The sequence below is a fragment of the Aeromonas sp. DNRA1 genome, assembly GCF_963888745.1.
Classification (GTDB): Bacteria; Pseudomonadota; Gammaproteobacteria; order Enterobacterales; family Aeromonadaceae; genus Aeromonas; species Aeromonas hydrophila.
In genome coordinates, this window is sequence record NZ_CAWPKQ010000002.1 from 227,763 (window position 1) to 248,903 (window position 21,141).

19 protein-coding genes are annotated in these 21,141 nt (G+C 63.1%); 3 read left to right on the forward strand and 16 right to left on the reverse strand.

Annotated features, from left to right (window positions below):
- Positions 1 to 128: 128 nt before the first annotated feature.
- The 11 genes from AACQ43_RS07095 to leuS form a co-directional block, all read right to left on the reverse strand.
- The gene (locus AACQ43_RS07095; protein ID WP_011707032.1) at positions 129 to 1,319 is read right to left on the reverse strand and encodes a D-alanyl-D-alanine carboxypeptidase family protein; all 1,191 of its coding nucleotides are present in this window, start codon (positions 1,317 to 1,319) and stop codon (positions 129 to 131) included.
- A gap of 195 nt (positions 1,320 to 1,514) precedes the next feature.
- On the reverse strand, positions 1,515 to 2,480 hold the full coding sequence (locus tag AACQ43_RS07100) for a septal ring lytic transglycosylase RlpA family protein (protein ID WP_029299320.1): 966 nt from the start codon (positions 2,478 to 2,480) through the stop codon (positions 1,515 to 1,517).
- Complete coding sequence (gene mltB, locus AACQ43_RS07105) at positions 2,422 to 3,420, reverse strand: lytic murein transglycosylase B (RefSeq protein ID WP_168966689.1); 999 nt, start codon at positions 3,418 to 3,420, stop codon at positions 2,422 to 2,424. Before mltB ends, AACQ43_RS07100 begins: the two co-directional genes overlap by 59 nt.
- The gene (gene rodA / locus AACQ43_RS07110) at positions 3,420 to 4,523 is read right to left on the reverse strand and encodes a rod shape-determining protein RodA (RefSeq protein ID WP_016351680.1); all 1,104 of its coding nucleotides are present in this window, start codon (positions 4,521 to 4,523) and stop codon (positions 3,420 to 3,422) included. The genes mltB and rodA overlap by 1 nt, the downstream gene beginning before the upstream one ends.
- Positions 4,516 to 6,432: a penicillin-binding protein 2 gene (gene mrdA / locus AACQ43_RS07115; RefSeq protein ID WP_016351679.1), complete on the reverse strand. Its 1,917-nt coding sequence runs from the start codon at positions 6,430 to 6,432 to the stop codon at positions 4,516 to 4,518. The genes rodA and mrdA overlap by 8 nt, the downstream gene beginning before the upstream one ends.
- Positions 6,433 to 6,639: 207 nt before the next feature.
- Positions 6,640 to 7,107, reverse strand: a complete 468-nt coding sequence (gene rlmH / locus AACQ43_RS07120) for a 23S rRNA (pseudouridine(1915)-N(3))-methyltransferase RlmH (protein WP_005298242.1) — start codon at positions 7,105 to 7,107, stop codon at positions 6,640 to 6,642.
- Positions 7,108 to 7,129: 22 nt separating this feature from the next.
- Positions 7,130 to 7,471 carry a ribosome silencing factor gene (gene rsfS, locus AACQ43_RS07125; protein WP_011707026.1) on the reverse strand — a complete coding sequence of 114 codons (342 nt, stop codon included), beginning with the start codon at positions 7,469 to 7,471 and terminating at the stop codon, positions 7,130 to 7,132.
- A gap of 185 nt (positions 7,472 to 7,656) precedes the next feature.
- A complete protein-coding gene (nadD, locus tag AACQ43_RS07130; protein ID WP_029299322.1) occupies positions 7,657 to 8,301 on the reverse strand; it encodes a nicotinate-nucleotide adenylyltransferase in 645 nt (214 codons plus the stop codon).
- A gap of 40 nt (positions 8,302 to 8,341) precedes the next feature.
- Positions 8,342 to 9,373 (reverse strand): DNA polymerase III subunit delta, encoded by a 1,032-nt coding sequence (gene holA, locus AACQ43_RS07135; RefSeq protein WP_029299323.1) that lies wholly within the window; start codon positions 9,371 to 9,373, stop codon positions 8,342 to 8,344.
- 27 nt (positions 9,374 to 9,400) lie between these two features.
- On the reverse strand, positions 9,401 to 9,883 hold the full coding sequence (locus tag AACQ43_RS07140; protein ID WP_016351676.1) for an LPS-assembly lipoprotein LptE: 483 nt from the start codon (positions 9,881 to 9,883) through the stop codon (positions 9,401 to 9,403).
- A 117-nt stretch (positions 9,884 to 10,000) separates the two neighbouring features.
- On the reverse strand, positions 10,001 to 12,580 hold the full coding sequence (gene leuS / locus AACQ43_RS07145) for a leucine--tRNA ligase (protein WP_029299324.1): 2,580 nt from the start codon (positions 12,578 to 12,580) through the stop codon (positions 10,001 to 10,003).
- 145 nt (positions 12,581 to 12,725) lie between these two features.
- Between leuS and AACQ43_RS07150 the strand changes: the two genes are divergently transcribed.
- Complete coding sequence (locus AACQ43_RS07150) at positions 12,726 to 13,214, forward strand: zinc ribbon-containing protein (RefSeq protein ID WP_005298255.1); 489 nt, start codon at positions 12,726 to 12,728, stop codon at positions 13,212 to 13,214.
- Positions 13,215 to 13,302: 88 nt separating this feature from the next.
- Here the strand turns inward: AACQ43_RS07150 and lnt are convergent, their stop codons facing one another.
- The 5 genes from lnt to miaB all read right to left on the reverse strand — a co-directional run bounded on the left by lnt (position 13,303) and on the right by miaB (position 19,029).
- The gene (gene lnt, locus AACQ43_RS07155) at positions 13,303 to 14,847 is read right to left on the reverse strand and encodes an apolipoprotein N-acyltransferase (protein WP_029299325.1); all 1,545 of its coding nucleotides are present in this window, start codon (positions 14,845 to 14,847) and stop codon (positions 13,303 to 13,305) included.
- A gap of 208 nt (positions 14,848 to 15,055) precedes the next feature.
- Positions 15,056 to 15,940, reverse strand: coding sequence for a CNNM family magnesium/cobalt transport protein CorC (corC, locus tag AACQ43_RS07160; RefSeq protein ID WP_011707019.1), 885 nt, complete (start codon positions 15,938 to 15,940; stop codon positions 15,056 to 15,058).
- 95 nt (positions 15,941 to 16,035) lie between these two features.
- Positions 16,036 to 16,500 carry an rRNA maturation RNase YbeY gene (gene ybeY / locus AACQ43_RS07165; protein ID WP_016351673.1) on the reverse strand — a complete coding sequence of 155 codons (465 nt, stop codon included), beginning with the start codon at positions 16,498 to 16,500 and terminating at the stop codon, positions 16,036 to 16,038.
- Positions 16,497 to 17,540 carry a PhoH family protein gene (locus AACQ43_RS07170; RefSeq protein ID WP_029299326.1) on the reverse strand — a complete coding sequence of 348 codons (1,044 nt, stop codon included), beginning with the start codon at positions 17,538 to 17,540 and terminating at the stop codon, positions 16,497 to 16,499. The genes ybeY and AACQ43_RS07170 overlap by 4 nt, the downstream gene beginning before the upstream one ends.
- 55 nt (positions 17,541 to 17,595) lie before the next feature.
- Positions 17,596 to 19,029 (reverse strand): tRNA (N6-isopentenyl adenosine(37)-C2)-methylthiotransferase MiaB, encoded by a 1,434-nt coding sequence (gene miaB / locus AACQ43_RS07175; protein ID WP_168966691.1) that lies wholly within the window; start codon positions 19,027 to 19,029, stop codon positions 17,596 to 17,598.
- A 267-nt stretch (positions 19,030 to 19,296) separates the two neighbouring features.
- On the opposite strand from miaB, the gene AACQ43_RS07180 reads away from it, so the two are divergent.
- Together AACQ43_RS07180 and AACQ43_RS07185 are read left to right on the forward strand one after the other, a co-directional pair.
- Positions 19,297 to 20,460 carry an FAD-dependent oxidoreductase gene (locus tag AACQ43_RS07180; RefSeq protein ID WP_168966693.1) on the forward strand — a complete coding sequence of 388 codons (1,164 nt, stop codon included), beginning with the start codon at positions 19,297 to 19,299 and terminating at the stop codon, positions 20,458 to 20,460.
- Positions 20,461 to 20,493: 33 nt separating this feature from the next.
- Positions 20,494 to 21,060, forward strand: coding sequence for an isochorismatase family cysteine hydrolase (locus AACQ43_RS07185; RefSeq protein ID WP_029299329.1), 567 nt, complete (start codon positions 20,494 to 20,496; stop codon positions 21,058 to 21,060).
- Positions 21,061 to 21,141: the final 81 nt, after the last annotated feature.

Consider the following 21,141-nt stretch of genomic DNA (forward strand, 5'->3'; position numbering starts at 1 on the left):
GGTGCTGCTTTTTACCACAAATCGTCAGTCGGCGGAACCTGCAGATTGCAGGGTTATTGACTGGCCCGACCGCAAAAGACAGCAGCGGCGCCTGTTGGCGCCGCTGTTTGATCAGGTTTGTGCGCAGGTTACTTAAACCAGCTGGAGACCAGCATCACCAGGTAATCCCACAGACGGCTCATCAGGCCACCCTCTTGCACCTCTTCCAGGGCGACCAGCGGAACCTGCTTGATCTCCTTGTCGCCTTGCTTGAGGAACACGGTACCGACCCGTTGGCCCTTGGCCAGCGGTGCCTTCAGCTCGCTTTCGAGCTGGAAGTCGGCCTTGAGGTTGTTGCCCTGGCCACGGGTGACCAGTACGGAGACGTCCTTGTCGACGCCCAGTTTCACTTCAGACTTGTCGCCCATCCAGATCTTCTGGGTCACCAGCTCGGTGCCGGCCTTGTACGGGGTCAGGCTCTGGAAGAAACGGAAACCGTAGGTGAGCAGTTTCTTGCTCTCGGCGGCGCGGGAGGCTTCGCTGCTGGCACCCAGCACCACGGCGATCAGGCGCATGCCTTCGTTGTTGGTGGCGGAGGAAACCAGGTTGTAGCCGACCTGGCTGACGTGGCCGGTCTTGATGCCGTCAACTTGCAGGGATTGATCCCACAGCAGACGGTTACGGTTGTGCTGGGTGATGCCGTTGAACACGAAGGATTTCTGGGCGTAGATCTTGTACTCGTCCGGCAGGTCGCGGATCAGGGCCTGGCCCAGGCGCGCCATGTCGTGGGCGGTACTGTAGTGACCTTCCGCATCCAGTCCGTGCGGGTTCATGAAGTGGCTGTCGTTCATGCCGAGCTTGGCGGCCCAGCTGTTCATCAGGCTGGCGAAGGAGTCGGTGCTGCCGGCCAGGAATTCGGCCATGGCGACGCAGGCGTCGTTGCCGGACTGGATGATGATGCCCTTGTTCAGGTCATCGACCGAGACCTGCTTGCCCACCTCGATGAACATCTTGGAGGAGTCGGAGTAGTTTTTGGACCAGGCGTTCTGGCTGATGGTCACCATGTCGGTGCGCTTGATGTTCCCCTTCAGCAGCTCCTGGCCGATGATGTAGGAGGTCATCATCTTGGTCAGACTGGCGGGCGGCAGACGCTCTTCGGCGTTCTGCTCGGCCAGCACCTGACCCGAGTAGTAGTCGATCAGAATATGGGCCTTGGCGGAGATCTCCGGCGCGGCGGGAACGACCACGGGGTTGGCGTTCGGGGTCGGTACAGGCGTGTTGGCCTGAGCGGTGGCGCTTATCAGGGAGGCCAGAATAACTGAACGGGCAAATTTGGACATCTTGAAATTCCTGGAGCCTGGTTGGGGTAACCCAAGTTAAAAATGCGGGCTTCACTATACCAGAAGCGACCGTCGGTCAAAGCCCGACGTGCCATCTGGCCTGGTTTTTTATCCATCCATTGCCGCCATCACGCCGGGAAACGACGTGATGGCGGGCGGTTGGCGGTGGTTCATGCTGGGTGAGCCACTCCGCGATCAGGGGACGATGAAGGCTTGCTCCAGCCCCCCCTGACGGATCTGTTCGAGCAGGGCGCTCTGCTGAGAGGCGGGGACCGGTCCCAGCAGGACCCGGAAGATGGCACCGTGGGCCGCCACCTGGTAGGGCACCCCATGGCGCTGGGTCATCACCTTGCCCATCGCCTCGGCCCGCGCCTGCGAGCCGCTGGCCAGCACCTGGATCATCTTGCCCTCGCCGCTGCTGGTGGGCGTGGCCGCCTTGGCCGCTGCCGGTTTGGCTGGTTTGGCGACCGGAGCCTTGACGGGGGCCTGTTCGGCGGCGGCCGGTGTGGTCATGGCCAGTTCGGTGGGCTGACCGACAAAGCCGTCCTGAACAGCAGGAACCGCGGCAGCCGGCGTGGTCGGTGTCATTTCGATGGGCTTCATGGGGGCCATGATCACCATCTGGTCCGGGGTGTCGTTGATGAGCTCGATCCGCACCCGTGCCTCGCCCCCTTCCACCATCTCCAGCTGCTTGGCGGCCGCATGGGAGAGATCGATCAGCCGGTCGCTGCCGAAGGGGCCGCGATCATTGACGCGTACTATGGTCTCCAGCCCGTTGTCCAGGTTGGTGACCCGCACATAGCTTGGCAGCGGCAGGTTGCGGTGGGCGGCGCTGAACAGTTTGCTGTCCTGCACGTCGCCGTTGGCGGTCTTCTGGCCGTCCAGATCCTGCGCCAGCCAGCTGGCGGTCCCCTCTTCGCTGTAGTGCTTGATGTCGCGCCACACCTCGTTCTTCTGCTTGCCTATCCAGTAATCCCGGTTGCCGCTGGCGCTCAGGGGTTCGGGGCGCGGGATGGCGCCGGTGGCCTGCGGGATCTCGATGACCTGGGGTTTTTCCGGCTGGATCGGTTCGGGAGGCGGGGGAAGCTGCTCTGGCTGGCTGCTACAGGCGGCCAGCAACAAGGTCAGGCTGAGCGGGAGAAGTTTGTGGCTGTAATGCATACGCGTCCTGGATTGCTTGACTGAGTTGATACACCGCCATCGCATAGAGCGGGCTGCGGTTATAGCGGGTGATCACATAAAAATTGTGGCGCGCGACCCAGTATTCCGGTCCATCGGCCTGTTCCAATGCCAGCAGTTTCACCGGCGTGTCGGGTGCCAGCGGGGTGGCGAGTTCAATGCCTGCGGTGGCCAGCTCGGCCCAGGTCTGGGTCAGCTCGGGGGCAGGCCCCAGCAGGGTACCCACTGGCGCCAACCCGATCAAGGCGGGTTCGACCGGCGACTCCCCCCAGCGCCACTGGTGCTCGGCAAAATAGTGGGCAACGCTGCCGATGGCATCCACCGGATTTGCGAACAGATCACGCTTGCCGTCGCCGTCGAAGTCGACCGCGTAGTGGCGATAGCTGGAGGGCATGAACTGACCCATGACCATGGCGCCGGCATAGGAGCCCTTCAGGCGGGTGAGCGGCCACTTCTCTTCCCGGGCAAGCAGCACAAGCTGGGCAAACTCCTTGGCGAAGAAGTCTGCCCGTTCGGGGTAGTGGAAGCCCAGGGTGTAGAGGCTGTCGAGCACCGGATGGCGGCCCATCTGGCGGCCGTAGAAGGTTTCGATGCCGATGATGGCGACGATGAGCGAGGCCGGCACCTGATAGGTCTGTTCGGCCCGCGCCAGGGTGGCGGCGTGGCGTTGCCAGAAGTCGACACCGTCCCGGATCCGCTCCGGGGTGATGAACAGCGGCCGGTAACGGTGCCAGGGTTTGGCCTCCCAGGGGCGGCTGATGGTGTCGAGTACCTCCTGGCGCAAGCTGGCCTGGGCCGCGGCGGCCTGCAGCTCGGCCAGCGGCACCTGTTGCTGCTCGGCGAGCCGGGCGAGCCCCGGAGGCTCGACGGCCGCCGTTGCGGTGAGGGCAACGAGAGAGAGCAGCAAACCGGCCAGTCGCATCAGGCGAGCAGCCTTCTGTGGGTCTGGATGGACATCAGGATGCCGAAGCCGGCCATCAGGGTCACCATGGAGGTGCCGCCGTAGCTCACCAGCGGCAGGGGGACCCCTACCACCGGAAGGATGCCGCTCACCATACCCATGTTGACGAACACGTAGACGAAGAAGGTGAGGGTCAGGGCACCGCCCAGCAGGCGCTCGAAGCTGTTCTGGGCCTGCATGGAGATGAACAGGCAGCGGCTGATGATGTAGAGGTAGATCACCAGCAGGAGGGCCACGCCCACCAGGCCGAACTCTTCGCTGAACACCGCGAAGATGAAGTCGGTGTGGCGCTCTGGCAGGAACTCGAGCTGGGACTGGGTGCCCTGCAGCCAGCCCTTGCCGAACACGCCGCCGGAGCCGATCGCTATCTTGGACTGGATGATGTGATAGCCGCGACCGAGCGGGTCCTTCTCAGGGTCGAGCAGCATCAGCACCCGCTGGCGCTGGTAGTCGTGCATCAGGAAGAACCAGAGCACCGGCATGAAGGCGCAGATCAGCAGCACCGCCAGCCCGATCAGCCACCAGCTTATCCCCGCCAGGAAGATCACGAAGAAGCCGGAGGCGGCCACCAGGATGGAGGTGCCAAGGTCAGGCTGGGCCGCGATCAGCAGGGTAGGCAGCAGCACCATGATGAGACTCAGCACCAGGTGGCTGAACTTGGGCGGCAGCGAGTGGCGGCTGAGCCAGGCGGCCACCATGATGGGCATGGAGAGCTTCATCACCTCGGAGGGCTGAAACTTCATGAAGCCGAGGTCCAGCCAGCGCTGGGCCCCCTTGCCGATATGGCCGAACACGTCCACCGCGACCAGCAGCAGCACCACCACCACGAACAGCGGCACCGACCAACGGGCATAGAGGGAGGGGGGCAGCTGGGCCATGCCGATCATCAGGGCAAACGCCAGCCCGCCGCGCACCAGCTGGCGCACGATGGAGTCTACGTCCTGGCCGGAGGCGGAGTAGAGCACCACCATGGAGAGGGACATCAGGGTCAGCAGGCCGAGCAGCAGCGGCAAGTCGATGTGCAGCTTGTACCAGATGCTCTGCTGGCGAGCGGAATTACTCATGAGGAGCGACCTCTTCAGATTGGGGCTTCTTGGCCGGCGCCGGCGGCAGTTGCGGCTCCGGTGGCAGCAGGTAGGCGTCCAGCATCTGGCGGGCCACCGGAGCGGCCATGCTGCTGCCGCCACCGGCGTTTTCGAGTACCAGGGCGACGACCGCCTTGGGTGCTTCGAACGGGGCGAACGAGACGAACAGGGCGTTGTCGCGGTGCTCCACCTTGGTGGTGGCCGCGTTGTAGACCTGGTTCTCCTTCAGCCCCACCACCTGGGCGGTACCGGACTTGCCTGCCGCCTTGTAGGGGGTGTTGGCAAAGGCGCGCCGACCGGTTCCCTCGTGACCGTTGATGACCCGCCACATGCCGTCCTTGGCCACTTGCCAGTAGCTGTCGCTCTTGGTCTGGATGGCCATGTTCGGGTTGATGGGGGCATTGACCACGCCATCGATAGAGGCGGTGCTCTTGAGCAGGTGCGGCGTCACGTCGTGGCCGTTTTGGGTCAGAATGCTGATGGCCTTGGCCAGCTGGATCGGGGTGGCGCTCCAGTAGCCTTGGCCGATGCCGATGGAGATGGTGTCACCCTGATACCAGGGCTGGCGCCAGCGGGCCATCTTCCAGTCGCGTGACGGCATCACCCCTTTGGTCTCCTCGTACAGATCGACGCCGCTGTACTGACCGAAGCCGAACTTGGTCATGTAGCTGTTGATCTTATCGATGCCGACCCGGTAGGCGAGATCGTAGAAGTAGGTATCCGCCGACACTTCGATGGCGCGGTAGACGTCGAGCCAGCCGTGACCCCAGCGGCGCCAGTCGCGAAACTTCTTGGTGGTGCCGGGGATGGAGAAGCTGGGGCCGCCGAAGTAGCGGTAGTTGGGGGTGATGGCCCCCTCGTTGAGCCCCATCACCGCCATCATGGGCTTGACGGTGGAGGCGGGGGCATAGATGCCCTGGGTGGTGCGGTTCACCAGCGGCCTTGCCGGATCGTTGAGCAGCGCCGAGTAGTTGGCGCTGGAGATGCCGGTCACGAACAGGTTAGGGTCGTAGCTCGGGCTCGACTCCATGGCCAGAATGGCGCCGGTATTGGGATCCATCATCACGATGGCGCCACGGCGACCGGCCAGCAACTCCTGCGCTTTGAGCTGCAGACGGATGTCGATGTTGAGGTAGATATCCTTGCCGGGCTCGGGCGGCTGGAATTTGAGGGTGCGCACCACCCGGCCGCGGTTGTTGACCTCGACCTCCTGGTAGCCCGCCACGCCGTGCAGCTGATCCTCGTAGTACTTCTCCACCCCCTGCTTGCCGATGTCCTTGGTGGCGGCATAGTTGGCGAGCTTGTCCTCCTTGTCGAGGCGCTCCACGTCGCGGGTGTTGATCTTGGCCACATAACCCAGCGCATGGGTGAGGGTGTCACCAAACGGATAGTAGCGCTTGAGGTAGGCCTCGATGCTGACCCCGGGGTAGTTGTGCTGGTTGACCGAGAAGAGGGCGACCTGATACTCGGTCAGCTTCTCGAACAGGGCGACAGGTTTGAAGCGGCGCTGGCGCTTGACCTCGGCCAGGAACTTCTCCTTGGTGCCCTCCGGCAGCTTCAGCAGGGCGATCAGCTCGTCGGCGGTTTTCTCCAGATCCTTGGTCTCTTCCGGCACTATCTCCAGGCTGTAGACCGGGCGGTTCTCCGCCAGCAGCACGCCGTTGGCGTCATAGATGAGGCCGCGCGGCGGCGCCACCGGCACCACCCGGATGCGGTTGTCGTTGGAGCGGGTTTGGTAGGTGTCGTAAGACTCGACCTGCAGGTAATAGAGATTGCCCAGCAACACCAGCATCAGCACTATCATGCCGATGTAGGCGACCAGGGTACGTCGGAAGAAGAGGCGACCCTCGGCGCTGTGGTCGCGCATCTCGATGCGATTCTTCAGCATGCCGCTACCTTATGACTGTCGAGCAGGTGAGAAACGGGGTGCAGATGTGCATGCTCACGCTCTGTGATTCTGGTTTGAGAGGGGGATGCTGGAATAACGCATGGCTCACTCTCTGTGATTCGGGTATGTGAGGGTGATGCTGGAATAACGCATGGTTCACTCTCTGTGATACGGGTATGCGAGGGTGATGCTGGAATAGCGCATGGTTCACTCTCTGTGATAAGGATGATTGGTGGTAATGCTCCAGGCGCGATAGAGGCTCTCGGCCACCAGCACCCGCACCAGCGGGTGGGGCAGGGTCAGTGGCGACAGCGACCAGCTCTGTTCGGCGGCGGCTTTGCACTCGGGCGACAGTCCTTCAGGGCCGCCCACCAGCAGGGCCACGTCGCGGCCATCCAGCTTCCAGGCTTCCAGCTGCACGGCGAGCTGCTCGGTGGTCCAGGGTTTGCCGGGAATATCCAGGGTCACGATACGCGAACGACCGGCTGCCGCCAGCATGGCTTCCCCCTCTTTTTGCAGAATGCGGGGGATGTCGGCATTTTTGCCACGTTTGCCGGCGCCGATCTCGACCAGCTCGAACGGCATGTCTTTGGGGAAACGACGACGATACTCTTCGAAGCCATGCTCTACCCAGGCGGGCATCTTGGTGCCCACCGCAATCAACTGGATCTTCATCGTTTATTACACTTGTACTCGGTTATTGCGCGTTCACTTGAGCGGTACCGCTCCAGAGTTTTTCCAGCTGATAGAAGTCGCGATGCTCATCCTGCATCACGTGCACGATCACCGAACCCAGATCCACCAGTACCCACTCGCCGGTGAGCTGGCCTTCCACGCTCAGCAGATCGAGCCCGGCATGGCGGGCTTCGCTGGCCAGATGGTGGGCGATGGCGCTGACGTGACGGCTGGAGTTGCCGGAACAGACGATCATGGTGTCGGTGATGCTGGATTTGCCGCGTACATCGAGGGTGATGATGTCGCGGCCTTTCATGTCATCGATCTTGTCGACGATAAAGGCATGCAATTCTTGACCTTGCAATGAGTCTCTCCTGTATTCCGGCGCGCTTTCACGGCGTGAGGGCGGCGGATTATATCATGGTCACTCCCGTTTCCCAGTGCGGCGAAGGGGAGTGGAACAGGGGCCGTGCCCGCTTGGCAAACTCGCCCCCTGTTGATCACTATAGTGCGCGATCCGCGCCGGACAACCGCCAGCCGCGATCGGGTTCATGCCGGCCGGTACAGCCCTTGCTGGCGGATGTATTGCGCCACTGACGGCGGCAGCAGATAGCGGGGATCCGCGCCCGTCGCCAGCAGCGCCCGCAGGCGGGTAGCCGACAGCTCGACCGGCAGATTGTCCGCTAGCCAGATGCGGCCGTGGCACAGTCGGTGCAGATCTGCCACCTGCAGGCTCTGGTGGCGGGCCAGCAGCTCGGCCACCTCGGCCGGATAATCGGGCTGCCAGCCAGGGCGGGTACTCACCACCAGATGGGCGTAATCGAGCAGCTCCTGCCAGCGGTGCCAGCTCGGCAGGCCGAGCAGGGAGTCCATCCCCATCAAAAAGCAGAGCGGGGTGTCCGGCAGTTCATGACGCAGCTCGATGAGGGTGTCGATGGTCCAGGAGGGGGTGTCCCGCTTGAGCTCCCGCTCATCCACCACGAAGCCCGGGTTTTCCGCTGCTGCCAGGGCGACCATGGCCAGGCGCTGCTCGCTCGAGCAGAAGGGGCTGGCCCGGTGGGGCGGAATATGGTTCGGCAGCAGACGCACTTCGGCCAGGCCCAGGGCGTCGCGGGCCTCGATGGCCGGGCGCAGGTGACCGATGTGGATGGGATCAAAGGTTCCCCCCAGAATGCCGATGGGCGGTTTCAACATGGGCTTCCTCCGGCGATGGCGGGGATGTCGACGGGCTGGATCATGCGTCAGATCCCGCCAGCGGCAAGGGGGTACCATCGCGAAAACCGAGGGCGAGAGTCTGCAGCATCAGCCAGGCCTGCTCGGTATCGAAGCGACGCTGGGCGTCGTCGAGGCGGGCCATCAGCTGCCACAACTGCTGCAGCTTGGCGAAGGGCAGCCGGGTCAGCGCCTGTTGAATGAGCTGCTGGCGGCTCTGCCAGATGCGCAGGCGGGAGAAGTGCTCCACCAGCGGCTGACCGGCCCTGGCCGCCAGCGCCAGCTCGGTGAGCTGCTCCAGCTCGCGGCACAAGGCCCAGGCCAGCATGCCGGGCTCGGTGCCCTCGGCGCGCAGGGCCAGCAGGATGCGCTGGGCCCGGTTCACCTTCCCTTCCAGCAGGGTGTCGATGAGCTGAAACGGAGTGAAGTGGGCGTGGCGGATGATGGTCTCCTGCAGATAGGCGACGCTGATGGGCTGGGGCGGCGAGAGCAGGGTCAGCTTCTCTATCTCCTGGCTGGCGGCCAGCAGGTTGCCCTCATAGGAGTGGCACATGAAGTTGACCGCATCCGGCAGCGCCTTGAGGCCGAAGCGCTGGAAGCGGGCGCTCATCCAGCGCGGGAAGAAACGGGGCTCGGGGTGGTTGACCGGCACATAGGTGCCGCTCTGGCTCAGCTTGTCGAACCAGGCTGCCTTCATCTGGGTCTGGTTGAGGCGATTACCGCTCAGGACCAGCAGCAGGTCGGGGTGCAGCTGTTTGCCGATCTCGCTGATGCGGGCGGCCAACTCCTTGTCGACCTTGGCCGGCAGCTCCAGCTCGATGATCTGGTGTGCCGAGAACAGGCTCATGGCCTGGCAGACATCGTAGACCTGATTCCAGTCCAGCCCTTGCTCCACCACGAAGCTGTGGCGCTCATCGAAGCCCTGTTTGCGCGCCACCTGGCGCACGGCATCGATCGCTTCCAGCTTGAGCAGGGGCTCGTCCCCAAAAATGAGATAGCAGGGCTTGAGCCCTGCTTTGAGGTGATCCGCAAACTGCTCGGGATAGACTCTCATCAACGAACTCTCATCAAGATACTTGCATCAGAACTTGACCTGGCTGAGCTGGCGGATCACCAGGTTGGCGGCCTGCTCCTGCATCTCCTTGCCAAGCTGCTCCTGCTCGCGGGAGGAGGCGAGCGCCGCGTCCGGCTTGTTCAGGAAACTGCGGTTGAAGGCGATGGGGAAGACCTGGGTCGGCTTGCCCGGCATGGAGACGGTGAACTGGGTGTTGTAGCCCAACACGTATTCACGGGCCTGGCCGATGGAGTCGACGGAGGCGACCTGGCTAGTGCTGCCGACGCCGGACAGGGTCAGCACCGGGATGCCCTCCTTGTCGGCGAGCTGCACACCGGCCGCCTTGAGGCGGGTGGTGACCAGCCGATAGAAGTCGCTCTTGTTGTCACCGACCACCTTCATGGTCATCAACTCGGGCGGGATGGCGGTGCCGCGCATCTGAAAACCGCAGGCCTGCAGCAGCAGACCGGTCAGCAGTATGGTCAGCCAGCGAGTGAGGGTGGTGCCCATAGAAAATCCTCTTTGCATGAAGTGAAGAGCGGCGGGCGCAGGGCCCGCCGTTATCATCCGTTTGCTGTTACCGCCTGGCAACCAGACGGTCAGTCTGCATGGCCAGGCGGTATGGCATCAGTTGGCCACGATGTTGAGCAGCTTGCCCGGCACGTAGATCACCTTGCGCACAGTCAGACCGTCGGTGAACTTCTGGACCGAGGCATCGGCCATGGCCAGCTTCTCGACGTCGGCCTGGCTGATCTCGGCCGGCACGGTCAGCTTGCCGCGCATCTTGCCGTTGATCTGCACCACCACCAGCTTCTCGGTCTCGACCATGGCAGCTTCGTCGGCCACCGGCCAAGTGGCGTGATCCACGTCGTCGCCCTTGCCCAGCATCTTCCACAGCTCGAAGCCGATGTGCGGGGTGATGGGGTAGAGCATGACCACGACCGCTTCCAGCGCTTCCTGCATCAGGGCGCGATCCTGCTCGTCGCTGCCCAGCTTGGCCAGGTTGTTCATCAGCTCCATGATGGCAGCGATGGCGGTGTTGAAGGTCTGACGGCGACCCACGTCGTCGCTCACCTTGGCGATGGTCTTGTGCAGCTCGCGGCGCACGGCCTTCTGGTCACCGCTGAGTGCCGCCACATTCAGTGCAGGAGCTACGCCGGCACTGACGTGCTCGAAGGTGATGCGCCACAGACGGCGCAGGAAGCGCTGGGCACCCTCGACGCCGGAGTCGGACCACTCCAGGGTCATCTCGGCGGGCGAGGCGAACATCATGAACAGACGCACGGTATCGGCGCCGTAACGCTCGACCATCAGCTGGGGGTCGATGCCGTTGTTCTTGGACTTGGACATCTTGGTCATGCCGGAGTGGATCACTTCACGACCTTCATTGTCGACGGCCTTGGTGATGCGACCCTTCTCGTCACGCTCCACCTTGACGTCGGTCGGGCTGACCCAGACGTTGCCGCCCTTCTCGTCTTTGTAGTAGAAGGCGTCGGCCAGCACCATGCCCTGGCAGAGCAGGCGCTTGAACGGCTCGTCGCTGTTCACGAGGCCTGCGTCACGCAGCAGCTTGTGGAAGAAGCGGGCGTAGAGCAGGTGCATACAGGCGTGCTCGATGCCGCCGATGTACTGATCCACCGGCAGCCAGTGGTTGGCTGCCGCCGGATCCAGCATGCCCTTGTCGTAGTCCGGGGAGCAGTAGCGGGCGTAGTACCAGGAGGACTCCATAAAGGTGTCGAAGGTATCGGTCTCGCGGAACGCTTCCTGGCCGTTGTAAGTGGTCTTGGCCCACTCGGCGTCGGCCTTGATCGGGCTCTGGATGCCGTCCATCACCACGTCTTCCGGCAGCAGTACCGGCAGTTGGTCTTCCGGGGTCGGTACGACGGTGCCGTCGGCCAGGGTCAACATCGGGATGGGGGCACCCCAGTAGCGCTGACGGGAGACACCCCAGTCGCGAAGACGGAAGTTGACGGTGCGCTTGCCGCAGCCAAGGCTTTCCAGCTTGCTGGCGATGGCATCGAATGCCGGCTGGAACTCGAGGCCGTCGAACTCGCCGGAGTTGAACAGCACGCCCTTGTCGGTGTAGGCGGCGTCGATCACGTTCGGCAGCTCGCCATCGACCGGCTTGATGACCGGCTTGATCTCGAGACCGTACTTGGTGGCGAACTCATGGTCGCGCAGGTCGTGGCCCGGTACCGCCATCACGGCGCCAGTGCCGTAGTTCATCAGCACGAAGTTGGCGACCCAGACCGGCACCTTGCGGCCATCCAGCGGGTGAATGGCGTAGAGGCCGGTGGCCATGCCCTTCTTCTCCATGGTGGCCAGTTCAGCTTCGGCTACCTTGGTGTTCTTGCACTCTTCGATAAAGGCGGCCAGTTCCGGATTGGTCTGGGCTGCTTGCAGCGCCAGCGGGTGGCCGGCGGCGATACCGACATAGGTCACGCCCATGAAGGTGTCCGGACGGGTGGTGTAGACCTCCAGATGCTCAGCCTGACCCTCGATGGCGAAGCTGATGTTGACCCCTTCGGAGCGGCCAATCCAGTTGCGCTGCATGGTCTTGACCATCTCAGGCCAGCCTTCCAGGTTGTCGATATCGTTCAACAGCTCTTCGGCGTAGTCGGTGATCTTGATGAACCACTGGGGGATCTCTTTCTGCTCCACCGGGGTGTCACAGCGCCAGCAGCAGTTGTCGACAACCTGCTCGTTGGCCAGTACGGTCATGTCGTTCGGGCACCAGTTGACGGAAGAGGTCTTCTTGTAGACCAGACCCTTCTCGTAGAGCTTGGTGAAGAACCACTGCTCCCAGCGGTAGTAGTCCGGCTTGCAGGTGGCCAGCTCGCGATCCCAGTCATAACCCAGACCCAGCATCTTCAGCTGGTTCTTCATGTATTCGATGTTTTCGTAGGTCCAGGGCGCCGGTGCCGTGTTGTTCTTGATGGCGGCGTTTTCCGCCGGCAGGCCGAATGCGTCCCAACCGATGGGTTGCAGCACGTTCTTGCCATTGAGGCGTTGATAACGGGAGATCACATCACCTATGGTGTAGTTGCGAACGTGCCCCATGTGTAGACGACCAGACGGATAGGGGAACATGGAGAGGCAGTAGAACTTTTCCTTGTCTACTTTCTCCACCGCCTTGAAGGTTTTCTTGGCATCCCAGTGCTTTTGCACTGCTGGTTCTATGGATTGGGGAACGTATTGCTCTTGCATTGGTGACATCCGGATCTGTGAAATGGATAGATAAATCAGCTGGGAAATCGCAATAGAATACCCATATCCTGCGGCGGCAACAACCGCCAGCGTCCCTCGGGCCTTAAGCCGGGCCTGATCAGGGTTCAGTAGAGGAGTAACGGCCATGGACAAACGTCAAAAAGGGTACGAAGCCTTCATTGCCGAGCTGCAAAAGCAGTGGCAAGAGACAGAACAGTTCCAGGGGGAGCGCCTCAACCGGATGATCGCCAAGGTGCAGGCCTATCTGGAGGCGGCCGGGGATCTGACCCAGGACGAGCTGGCGCTGATCGCCGAGTATGTGAAGCGGGATCTGGGCAACTATGACGAGGGGCGCAAGGATGAGCAGGTGGAGGAGTCCGCCTTCATGCTGGCGCTCAAAGATACCGCCTGGTCCTGGCTGGCGGACGTGACCGACCGCACCCAGGTGGAGTGGCAGGAGCTGGCGGACGAGCTGGAGCACAAAGGCGTCTACCGGGCTGGCGACTGGGTGGGGCTCGGGGTCTTGGTGTGCGATCACTGCGAGTGGCGCCATACCGTGCTGCACCCCGAGCAGCTCGGCACTTGTCCCGAGTGCGGGGCCGATGAGTATCACCGTGAGCCGCTCTCTCCCTGAGCAGCCAGACGGTGCCAAGCCATAAGCCAAACCAAAAAAAGAGGCGCCCAAGGGCGCCTCTCCTCATTTATCGGGTTGTACGACCGGGTCAGCCCTTGCGCGCCCAGGGGTGGGCGCGGGGGCGCAGCCCCAGTCCCAGCGCCAGCAGCAGGGCGGCGATGCCATACATGGGCCAGCTGCCAAAGCGCAGGTAGGGGGTCTCGCCGTGGGCGGGACGCACCTCGGTGCGCAGCACGCCGGCCTCAAACTGCGGGATCTGGGCGATGATGCTGCCGTCGATCTCGGTGACGATGGTGATGCCGGTGTTGGTGTCGCGCAGCAGCGGGCGGGCCAGTTCGAGGGCACGCATGCGGGCGATCTCCATGTGCTGCCAGGGACCAATGCTGGTGCCGAACCAGGCGTCGTTGGAGACGGTCAGCAGGAAGTCGGTATCAGGCTGCACGTTGCGGCGCACCTCGTCCGGGAAGATGATCTCGTAGCAGATGGCGGCGGCAAACTTGAGCCCCTTGGCGATCAGATTCGGCTGCACCTCGTCACCGCGGCTGAAGGAGGACATGGGCAGGTTGAAGAAGGGCGCGATGGGACGCAGCAGATCTTCAAGGGGCACGAACTCGCCGATGGGCAGCAGGTGGTATTTGTAGTAACGGTTTTTGTGCTGGTAGTAGTAGGACTCCTTGCCTTCCGCATCCTGCACCCCCATGCCGAGCACGGTATTGAAGAAGCGCTGCTGCTCGAGATCGTAGTGGATGATCCCCGCCAGCAGGCCGGTATCGTTCACCTTCATCGCCTTGTCCAGGCTCTCCAGATAGTTGCCCATCTCTTTCTCGATGGCCGGGATGGCAGACTCCGGCCAGACGATGATGTCGGCGTCCTGGTTCTCGCGGCTGAGATCCTGATACTTGCGCACCGTCGGCACCAGCGCCTCCGGATCCCACTTGAGGGACTGTTCGATGTTGCCCTGCACCAGCGCCACCTTGACCGGTTCACCGCGGGTTACCCAGTTCAGCTGCATCAGCCCCTGGGCGGCGCCCACCAGGGCCACCGGTACCAGCAGCCAGGCCGGCTTGCGGCTCTGCCAGAGCAGCCAGAGGGCGGAGGCGGTCAACAGCAGCGCCAGGGTGATGCCCTGCACGCCGAGAATGGGGGCAAAGCCCTTGAGCGGCCCGTCGATCTGGCTGTAGCCGAACCAGAGCCAGGGGAAGCCGGTCATCACCCAGCCGCGCAGCCAGTCGGCCATCAGCCAGAGCGCCGGGAAGGCGAGTAGCCAGCGGCTCCAGTGGCGACCGCTGAAGAAGCGGGCGAAGGCCCAGCAGGCCAGCGTCGGGTAGAGCGCCAGATAGGCCGACAGCCCGGCCAGCAACACGAAGGCCACCGGCAGCGGAATGCCGCCGAACATGGTCATGCTGACGTGGATCCACCACAGCCCCGGCAAAAACAGCCCCATGGCGTAGCCAAAGCCGCGCCAGGCCGCCTGCTTGGGGTTGGCCTTGTCCAGCAGGGCGTAGAGACCGAGCAGGGAGGGGATCACCAGCGGCCAGTAGTTGAAGGGCGAGAAGGCGAGCACGGCCATGGCGCCAGAGGCCATGGCAAACAGGCTGGTCAGGAGTTTTGATTTCACGGGCTGTAATTTCACGGGCGATAAGGCTCGGATTGAACTGCAATGGGTTGAGTGGCCGGTATCTTAACCCGTAAAGGCGGTCAACGGCGAGCCTCCCGGCCGACGGCCCGAAGCGAGGGGATAAAAGGGGGATGACGGGCCTTGTGACCGGGGAGAAGCAGAGGTGGTGTGCTCAAACGAACAGCGCCCCGATGGGCGGGGCGCTGTTGGCACGGAGCAAGGCTTATTGGGCCTCGGACTGGGCCGCGACATGGTTGTCGGGGATCTTCACCTGCAGCTGCTGCAGGCGGCGCTTGTCGGCATGCATCACCTTGAACAGGTAGCCTTCCAGCTCGATCTCCTCGCCCTTCTTGGGCAGGTGGCTGAAGGCGTGCATCACCAGACCGCCCACCGTATCCACCTCTTCATCGCTGAACTGGGTGCCGAAGAAGTCGTTGAAATCTTCGATCTCGGTGAGGGCGCTGACGGCGAACACCCGCTTGCTGATGCGGCGGATCTCGTCCGGCTCATCCTCGATGTCGTCGAATTCGTCGTCGATCTCGCCGACGATGAGCTCGAGGATGTCCTCGATGGTCACCAGACCTGAGACGCCGCCGAACTCGTCCACCACGATGGCCATGTGGTAGCGCTCTTCACGAAACTCTTTGAGCAGACGGTCGACCCGCTTGCTCTCGGGGACGATCACCGTGGGACGCAGGATCTTCTCCAGCTGTAGCGGCTCGCTGGCGTGGTGGCCGCCAAACCCGAACGGCAGCAGATCCTTGGCGAGCAAGATACCCTCCACGTGATCCTTGTCTTCGTTGATCACCGGGAAGCGGGAGTGACCCGACTCGATGATCACCGGCAGGATCTCGTCCACTGGCTGGGATTTCTCGATGGTCACCATCTGGGAGCGGGGGATCATGATGTCGCGCACGCGCAGCTCGGCAATTTCGAGTACGCCCTCGATCATGTCCTTGGTGTCCTGATCGATGAGATCGCGCTCTTCGGCGTCGGCTATCACTTCCACCAAATCGTTGCGGTCTTTTGGCTCGCCCTGGAAGAGTTGGCTGAGTTTGTCGAGCCAGGTTTTCTTCGGCGAGCCGGTACTAGGGTGATCGTCGGTCATTTTCTCTCTTGGTTACTCGTATGAACACACTTGAAATCGTTGTGGCTATATGAGGATGGGCATCGGCTGTTTCAAGACGATGACCATCCGGTTCTTTACTCTTCGTCGTTCAGGTAAGGATCGGCGAAACCGAGCTCCTGCATGATGTCGCGCTCGAGCGCCTCCATCTCTTCGGCCTCGTCATCCTCGATATGGTCATAACCTAGCAGATGCAGACTGCCGTGCACAACCATGTGGGCCCAGTGGGCCATCAGCGGCTTGCCCTGTTCGGCGGCTTCGCGCTCCACCACCTGGCGGCAGATCACCAGATCGCCGAGCAGCGGCAGCTCCAGGCCGGGTGGGGCCTCGAACGGGAAGGAGAGCACGTTGGTGGGCTTGTCCTTGCCGCGGTAGGTGAGGTTGAGCTCGTTGCTCTCCGCCTCGTCGACGATGCGCACCGTCACTTCGGCCTCTTGCTGGAAGCCAAGAATGGTGCCGTCGAGCCAGCCCTGCAGCTGGGCCTCGCTCGGCAGGCCGTCGGTGCTGGCGCTGGCCAGTTGCAGATCCAGGGTCACGCTCATTGGGCACTCTCTTTACTGGTGTGGGGGGCGACTTTGTCGGCCGCCTGTTTGGCATCGAACGCCTCGTAGGCCTGCACGATGCGGGCCACCACCGGGTGGCGCACCACGTCCTTGGATTCGAAGAAGTTGAACGACAGGCCGTCGACATCCTGCAGCACTTCCAGCGCGTGGCGCAGGCCCGACTTCTGGTTGCGGGGCAGGTCTACCTGGGTGATGTCGCCGGTGACCACCGCCTTGGAGTTGAAGCCGATGCGGGTCAGGAACATCTTCATCTGCTCGGTGGTGGTGTTCTGGGCCTCGTCCAGGATGATAAAGGCGTCATTCAAGGTTCTGCCGCGCATGTAGGCAAGCGGCGCCACCTCGATGATGTTGCGCTCCATCAGCTTCTCCACCCGCTCAAAGCCCAGCATCTCGAACAGGGCGTCGTAGAGCGGGCGCAGGTAGGGATCCACCTTCTGGGAGAGATCGCCGGGCAGGAAGCCGAGCTTCTCGCCCGCTTCCACCGCCGGACGGGTCAGCAGAATGCGACGAATTTCCTGACGCTCCAGCGCATCCACCGCCGCCGCTACCGCCAGATAGGTCTTGCCTGTTCCTGCAGGGCCTATGCCGAAGCAGATGTCGTGGCGCACGATATTGGCGATGTACTGGGCCTGGTTGGGGCTGCGTGGCTTGATGAGGCCGCGCTTGGTCTTGACCGTCACCTCCTTGCCATAGGGGATGCTAGGCGCCGGCTCGTCATCCTGCTCCAGCACCCGCGACTCCTGAATGGCCAGATGGACCATGTCGGGGGTGATGTCGGTCACCTTGCCACCCTTGAGCGGCTGGGTTTCCACATAGAGGTGCTTGATGATGACGGCGGCCGCCTCCACCTGGGCCTGCTTGCCCAGCAGCTGGAAGTGGTTGTCGCGGTAGCTGATCTCGACGCCGAGGCGGCGCTCCAGCTGTTTGACGTTGTCATCGAACGGACCGCACAGACTGGCGAGACGCTGGTTGTCGGCGGGTTCCAGATGCAGATTCAGGGTCGAGATGTGTCGGCTCAAAGTGTCCTCGTCTTGACGCGATCCCACCCGGCCGGGGCCGGATGGGGTGAACAGATTAATGGGGAGTGAAGGCGGCCACGCCCAGCTGGTCCGGTATGTTGTCCGGGCGGCGGGCCAGGATCTCGCTCGGGGCGGTGGCGATGCGCAGGTTCATCTCGTTCTCGCCGCGCAGGAATTTGCCGCGCAGGGAGTTGGGACGCACCTCGGTGATCTCCACGTCGGCAAAGCCGCCGATCAGGGTGTGCGGGCCTTCGAAGTTGACCACCCGGTTGTTCTCGGTGCGACCGCACAACTGCATGGGGTCGAGCTTGGAGGGCCCTTCCACCAGGATGCGCTGGGTGGAGCCCAGCATGGCGCGGCCAATCTGCATCGACTGGTTGTTGATAACGTGCTGCAGGCGGGTCAGGCGGGCTTTCTTCACCTCCATGTCGACGTCATCGGGCAGGTCGGCGGCCGGGGTACCGGGGCGCGGGCTGTAGATGAAGCTGAAGCTCATGTCGAAGTTGATCTCTTCGATGAGTTTCATGGTGGCCTCGAAATCTTCGTCCGTCTCGTTCGGGAAGCCGACGATGAAGTCGGAACTGATGGTGATGTCGGGACGGGCGGCGCGCAGGCGACGGATTTTGGACTTGTACTCCAGCACGGTGTGCGGGCGCTTCATCATGGTCAGGATGCGGTCGGAGCCGCTCTGCACCGGCAGATGCAGGAAGCTGACCACTTCCGGGGTGTCCTTGTAGACCTCGATGATGTCGTCGGTGAACTCGATGGGGTGGCTGGTGGTATAGCGAATGCGATCGATGCCGTCGATGGCGGCCACCAGCCGCAGCAGCTCGGCGAAGGTGCAGATGCCGCCGTCGAAGGTCGGGCCCCGATAGGCGTTGACGTTCTGGCCGAGCAGGTTCACTTCGCGCACGCCCTGCTGAGCGAGCTGGGCGATTTCATAGAGCACGTCATCGAGCGGACGGCTCACCTCCTCGCCGCGGGTGTAGGGCACCACGCAGAAGGAGCAGTATTTGGAACAGCCTTCCATGATGGAGACGAAGGCGGTTGCCCCTTCGGCGCGCGGTTCGGGCAGGCTGTCGAACTTCTCGATTTCCGGGAAGGCGACGTCCACCTGGGCACCGCGCCCTTCCTGCACCTGCTTGATCATGGTGGGCAGGCGATGCAGGGTCTGCGGGCCGAAGACGATGTCCACATAGGGGGCGCGAGTGCGGATGTTGTCCCCCTCCTGGGAGGCGACACAGCCGCCCACGCCGATCACCAGACCGGGTTTGTTTGCCTTGAGCTTTTTCCAGCGTCCCAGCTGGTGAAACACCTTCTCCTGCGCTTTTTCGCGGATGGAGCAGGTGTTGAGCAGCAAAACGTCTGCCTCTTCGGGCTCTTCGGTAAGCGTGTAGCCATTGCTGGCATCCAACAGGTCGGCCATCTTGGACGAGTCGTACTCGTTCATCTGGCAACCCCAGGTTTTGATGTGAAGTTTTTTGCTCATTGCTTCTCTTGACTTGTTTTGAATGCGGCATGGTCAAAGGACCGGGCATTTTACTCCGCAATCCGGAGACTGCCTAGCGAATATCCAGCCGGCCACGGCCGGAACGCCGCCGGCGGGCTTCCTGTCGCCATCGGCTTTCTCCTTGATTTGGCGCACTAATTCTCCACACCCTTCACTGTTTCCCGGCGCCCCTTGCGGTATCATGTAGTCATTTGGTCCGGCTGTGTTTTCCCCTTGCCCGGGCTCACCCCTTGCAGGAATCAAGTTATGGAACAGTGTGATATCGCCATCGTCGGAGCCGGCATGGTCGGCGCCGCCACCGCCTGTCTGCTGGCGGCGCAGGGTCTGTCGGTGCGGGTCATCGAGACCCGGCTGCCGGAGCAATACGCCCCCGAGCAGCCGTTGGATCTGCGGGTCTCCGCCATCAGTCAGGCTTCGGTGGCGTTGCTGGAGCAGGCCGGCGCCTGGCAGCACCTGCAGCAGATGCGGCTGTGCCCCTATCGCCGGCTGGAGACCTGGGAGCTGGACGGCTTCGCCACCCGCTTCAACGCCGCCGACCTCGGCCTGCCCCAGCTCGGTTACATCATCGAGAACCGGCTGGTGCAGCTGGCGTTGCTCAGACGCATGGAAGATTTTCCCAACATCCAGACCCACACCCCGGCGGCGGTCAAGAGCCTGCGCCAGAGCGCGGACGAGGCGGTGCTGACCCTGGATGATGGCAGCGAGCTAGCCGCCCGCTGGGTGCTGGCGTGCGACGGCGCCGAATCCCACACCCGCAAGCTGGCCGGCATCGGGGTGTCGCGCTTTGAGTACCGCCAGCACTGCATGCTGATCAACATCGACACCGACTTCGAGCAGGAAGACATCACCTGGCAGCAGTTTACCCCGAGCGGCCCGCGCGCTTTCCTGCCGCTGCCAGGCCAGCACGGTTCCCTGGTGTGGTATGACAGTCCGGCCCGCATCCGGGCGCTGGCCGCCATGAGCAACGAGGGGTTGGCCGCCGAGGTGCGCCGCCACTTCCCGAGCCGGCTCGGCGGGTTTGCCGTGACGGCCAAGGGGAGTTTCCCGCTGGTGCGCCGCCACGCCAACGACTACCACGCCGGCCGGGTGGTGCTGCTGGGCGATGCCGCCCACACCATCAACCCGCTGGCGGGGCAGGGGGTCAACCTCGGCTTCAAGGACGTGGCCTGCTGGAGCGATCTGTTGCAGGGGGCCGGGGCCGACTGGCATCAGCGGGCGTTGGCCGGGCGCTATGAGCGGCGCCGCCGCCCCGACAACCTGCTGATGCAGTCGGGGATGGATCTCTTCTACGGGGTGTTCAGCAACGAGATAGGCCCGCTCAAGCTGGCGCGCAACCTGGCCCTCAATCTGGCGGACAAGGCGGGCCCGCTCAAGGAGATGGCGCTACGCTATGCGTTGGGGCTGGTTTAAGGCGCGCGGCGCCATCATGAGGGAGCAGGCTGCATGAACAAGGCATTGCTGGTGATCGATTTCATCAACGACATCGCCCACCCGGACGGGCGCATCGCCGCCTCGGCGGCCCATGTGCTGGAACAGGACGCCATCGTGCACGCCAATCAGGCGCTGGCCCATGCCCGCGCCCACGGCTGGCTGGTGGTGCTGATCAAGGTGGGTTTTGACCCGTACTATCTGCTGCAACCCAAGGGTTCGCCCATGTTTGGCCGGGCTCACCAGTTCGGGGCACTGTCACTTGGTGATAGCGGCACCGACTTTCACGCCGACCTCGACGTGCAGCCGGGGGATCTGGTGCTGACCAAGCCCAGAGTCAGCCCCTTCTACGGCACCGCGCTGGAGCCGGCGCTGCGGGCCAACCACATCGACCATCTCTATCTGTGCGGGGTGAGTACCAGCTGGGCAATTCAGGCGGCGGCGCGGGAGGGTCATGATCGCGACTACGCCATCACCATCCTGGAGGATGCCTGCGCGGCGGCGGATGCCAATGAGCACCATACCTCGCTGCGAATGCTCGGCCGCATCGCCGAGATCTGCAAGGTGGCCCAGCTGGCCTGATCCCGGCGGCAGGCGGAGCTTGCTCACTGTTTTGACATTTTGTCTGCGGCCCCCTGTCGGGCCGCAGCCATTTTGGGCAAC

Coding starts and splice junctions, on each gene's coding strand:
- AACQ43_RS07095 (WP_011707032.1), bottom strand. CDS start 1,319: ATGTCCAAATTTGCCCGTTCAGTTATTCTGGCCTCCCTGATAAGCGCC.
- AACQ43_RS07100 (WP_029299320.1), bottom strand. CDS start 2,480: ATGCATTACAGCCACAAACTTCTCCCGCTCAGCCTGACCTTGTTGCTG.
- mltB (WP_168966689.1), bottom strand. CDS start 3,420: ATGCGACTGGCCGGTTTGCTGCTCTCTCTCGTTGCCCTCACCGCAACG.
- rodA (WP_016351680.1), bottom strand. CDS start 4,523: ATGAGTAATTCCGCTCGCCAGCAGAGCATCTGGTACAAGCTGCACATC.
- mrdA (WP_016351679.1), bottom strand. CDS start 6,432: ATGCTGAAGAATCGCATCGAGATGCGCGACCACAGCGCCGAGGGTCGC.
- rlmH (WP_005298242.1), bottom strand. CDS start 7,107: ATGAAGATCCAGTTGATTGCGGTGGGCACCAAGATGCCCGCCTGGGTA.
- nadD (WP_029299322.1), bottom strand. CDS start 8,301: ATGTTGAAACCGCCCATCGGCATTCTGGGGGGAACCTTTGATCCCATC.
- holA (WP_029299323.1), bottom strand. CDS start 9,373: ATGAGAGTCTATCCCGAGCAGTTTGCGGATCACCTCAAAGCAGGGCTC.
- AACQ43_RS07140 (WP_016351676.1), bottom strand. CDS start 9,883: ATGGGCACCACCCTCACTCGCTGGCTGACCATACTGCTGACCGGTCTG.
- leuS (WP_029299324.1), bottom strand. CDS start 12,580: ATGCAAGAGCAATACGTTCCCCAATCCATAGAACCAGCAGTGCAAAAG.
- AACQ43_RS07150 (WP_005298255.1), top strand. CDS start 12,726: ATGGACAAACGTCAAAAAGGGTACGAAGCCTTCATTGCCGAGCTGCAA.
- corC (WP_011707019.1), bottom strand. CDS start 15,940: ATGACCGACGATCACCCTAGTACCGGCTCGCCGAAGAAAACCTGGCTC.
- ybeY (WP_016351673.1), bottom strand. CDS start 16,500: ATGAGCGTGACCCTGGATCTGCAACTGGCCAGCGCCAGCACCGACGGC.
- miaB (WP_168966691.1), bottom strand. CDS start 19,029: ATGAGCAAAAAACTTCACATCAAAACCTGGGGTTGCCAGATGAACGAG.
- AACQ43_RS07180 (WP_168966693.1), top strand. CDS start 19,297: ATGGAACAGTGTGATATCGCCATCGTCGGAGCCGGCATGGTCGGCGCC.
- AACQ43_RS07185 (WP_029299329.1), top strand. CDS start 20,494: ATGAACAAGGCATTGCTGGTGATCGATTTCATCAACGACATCGCCCAC.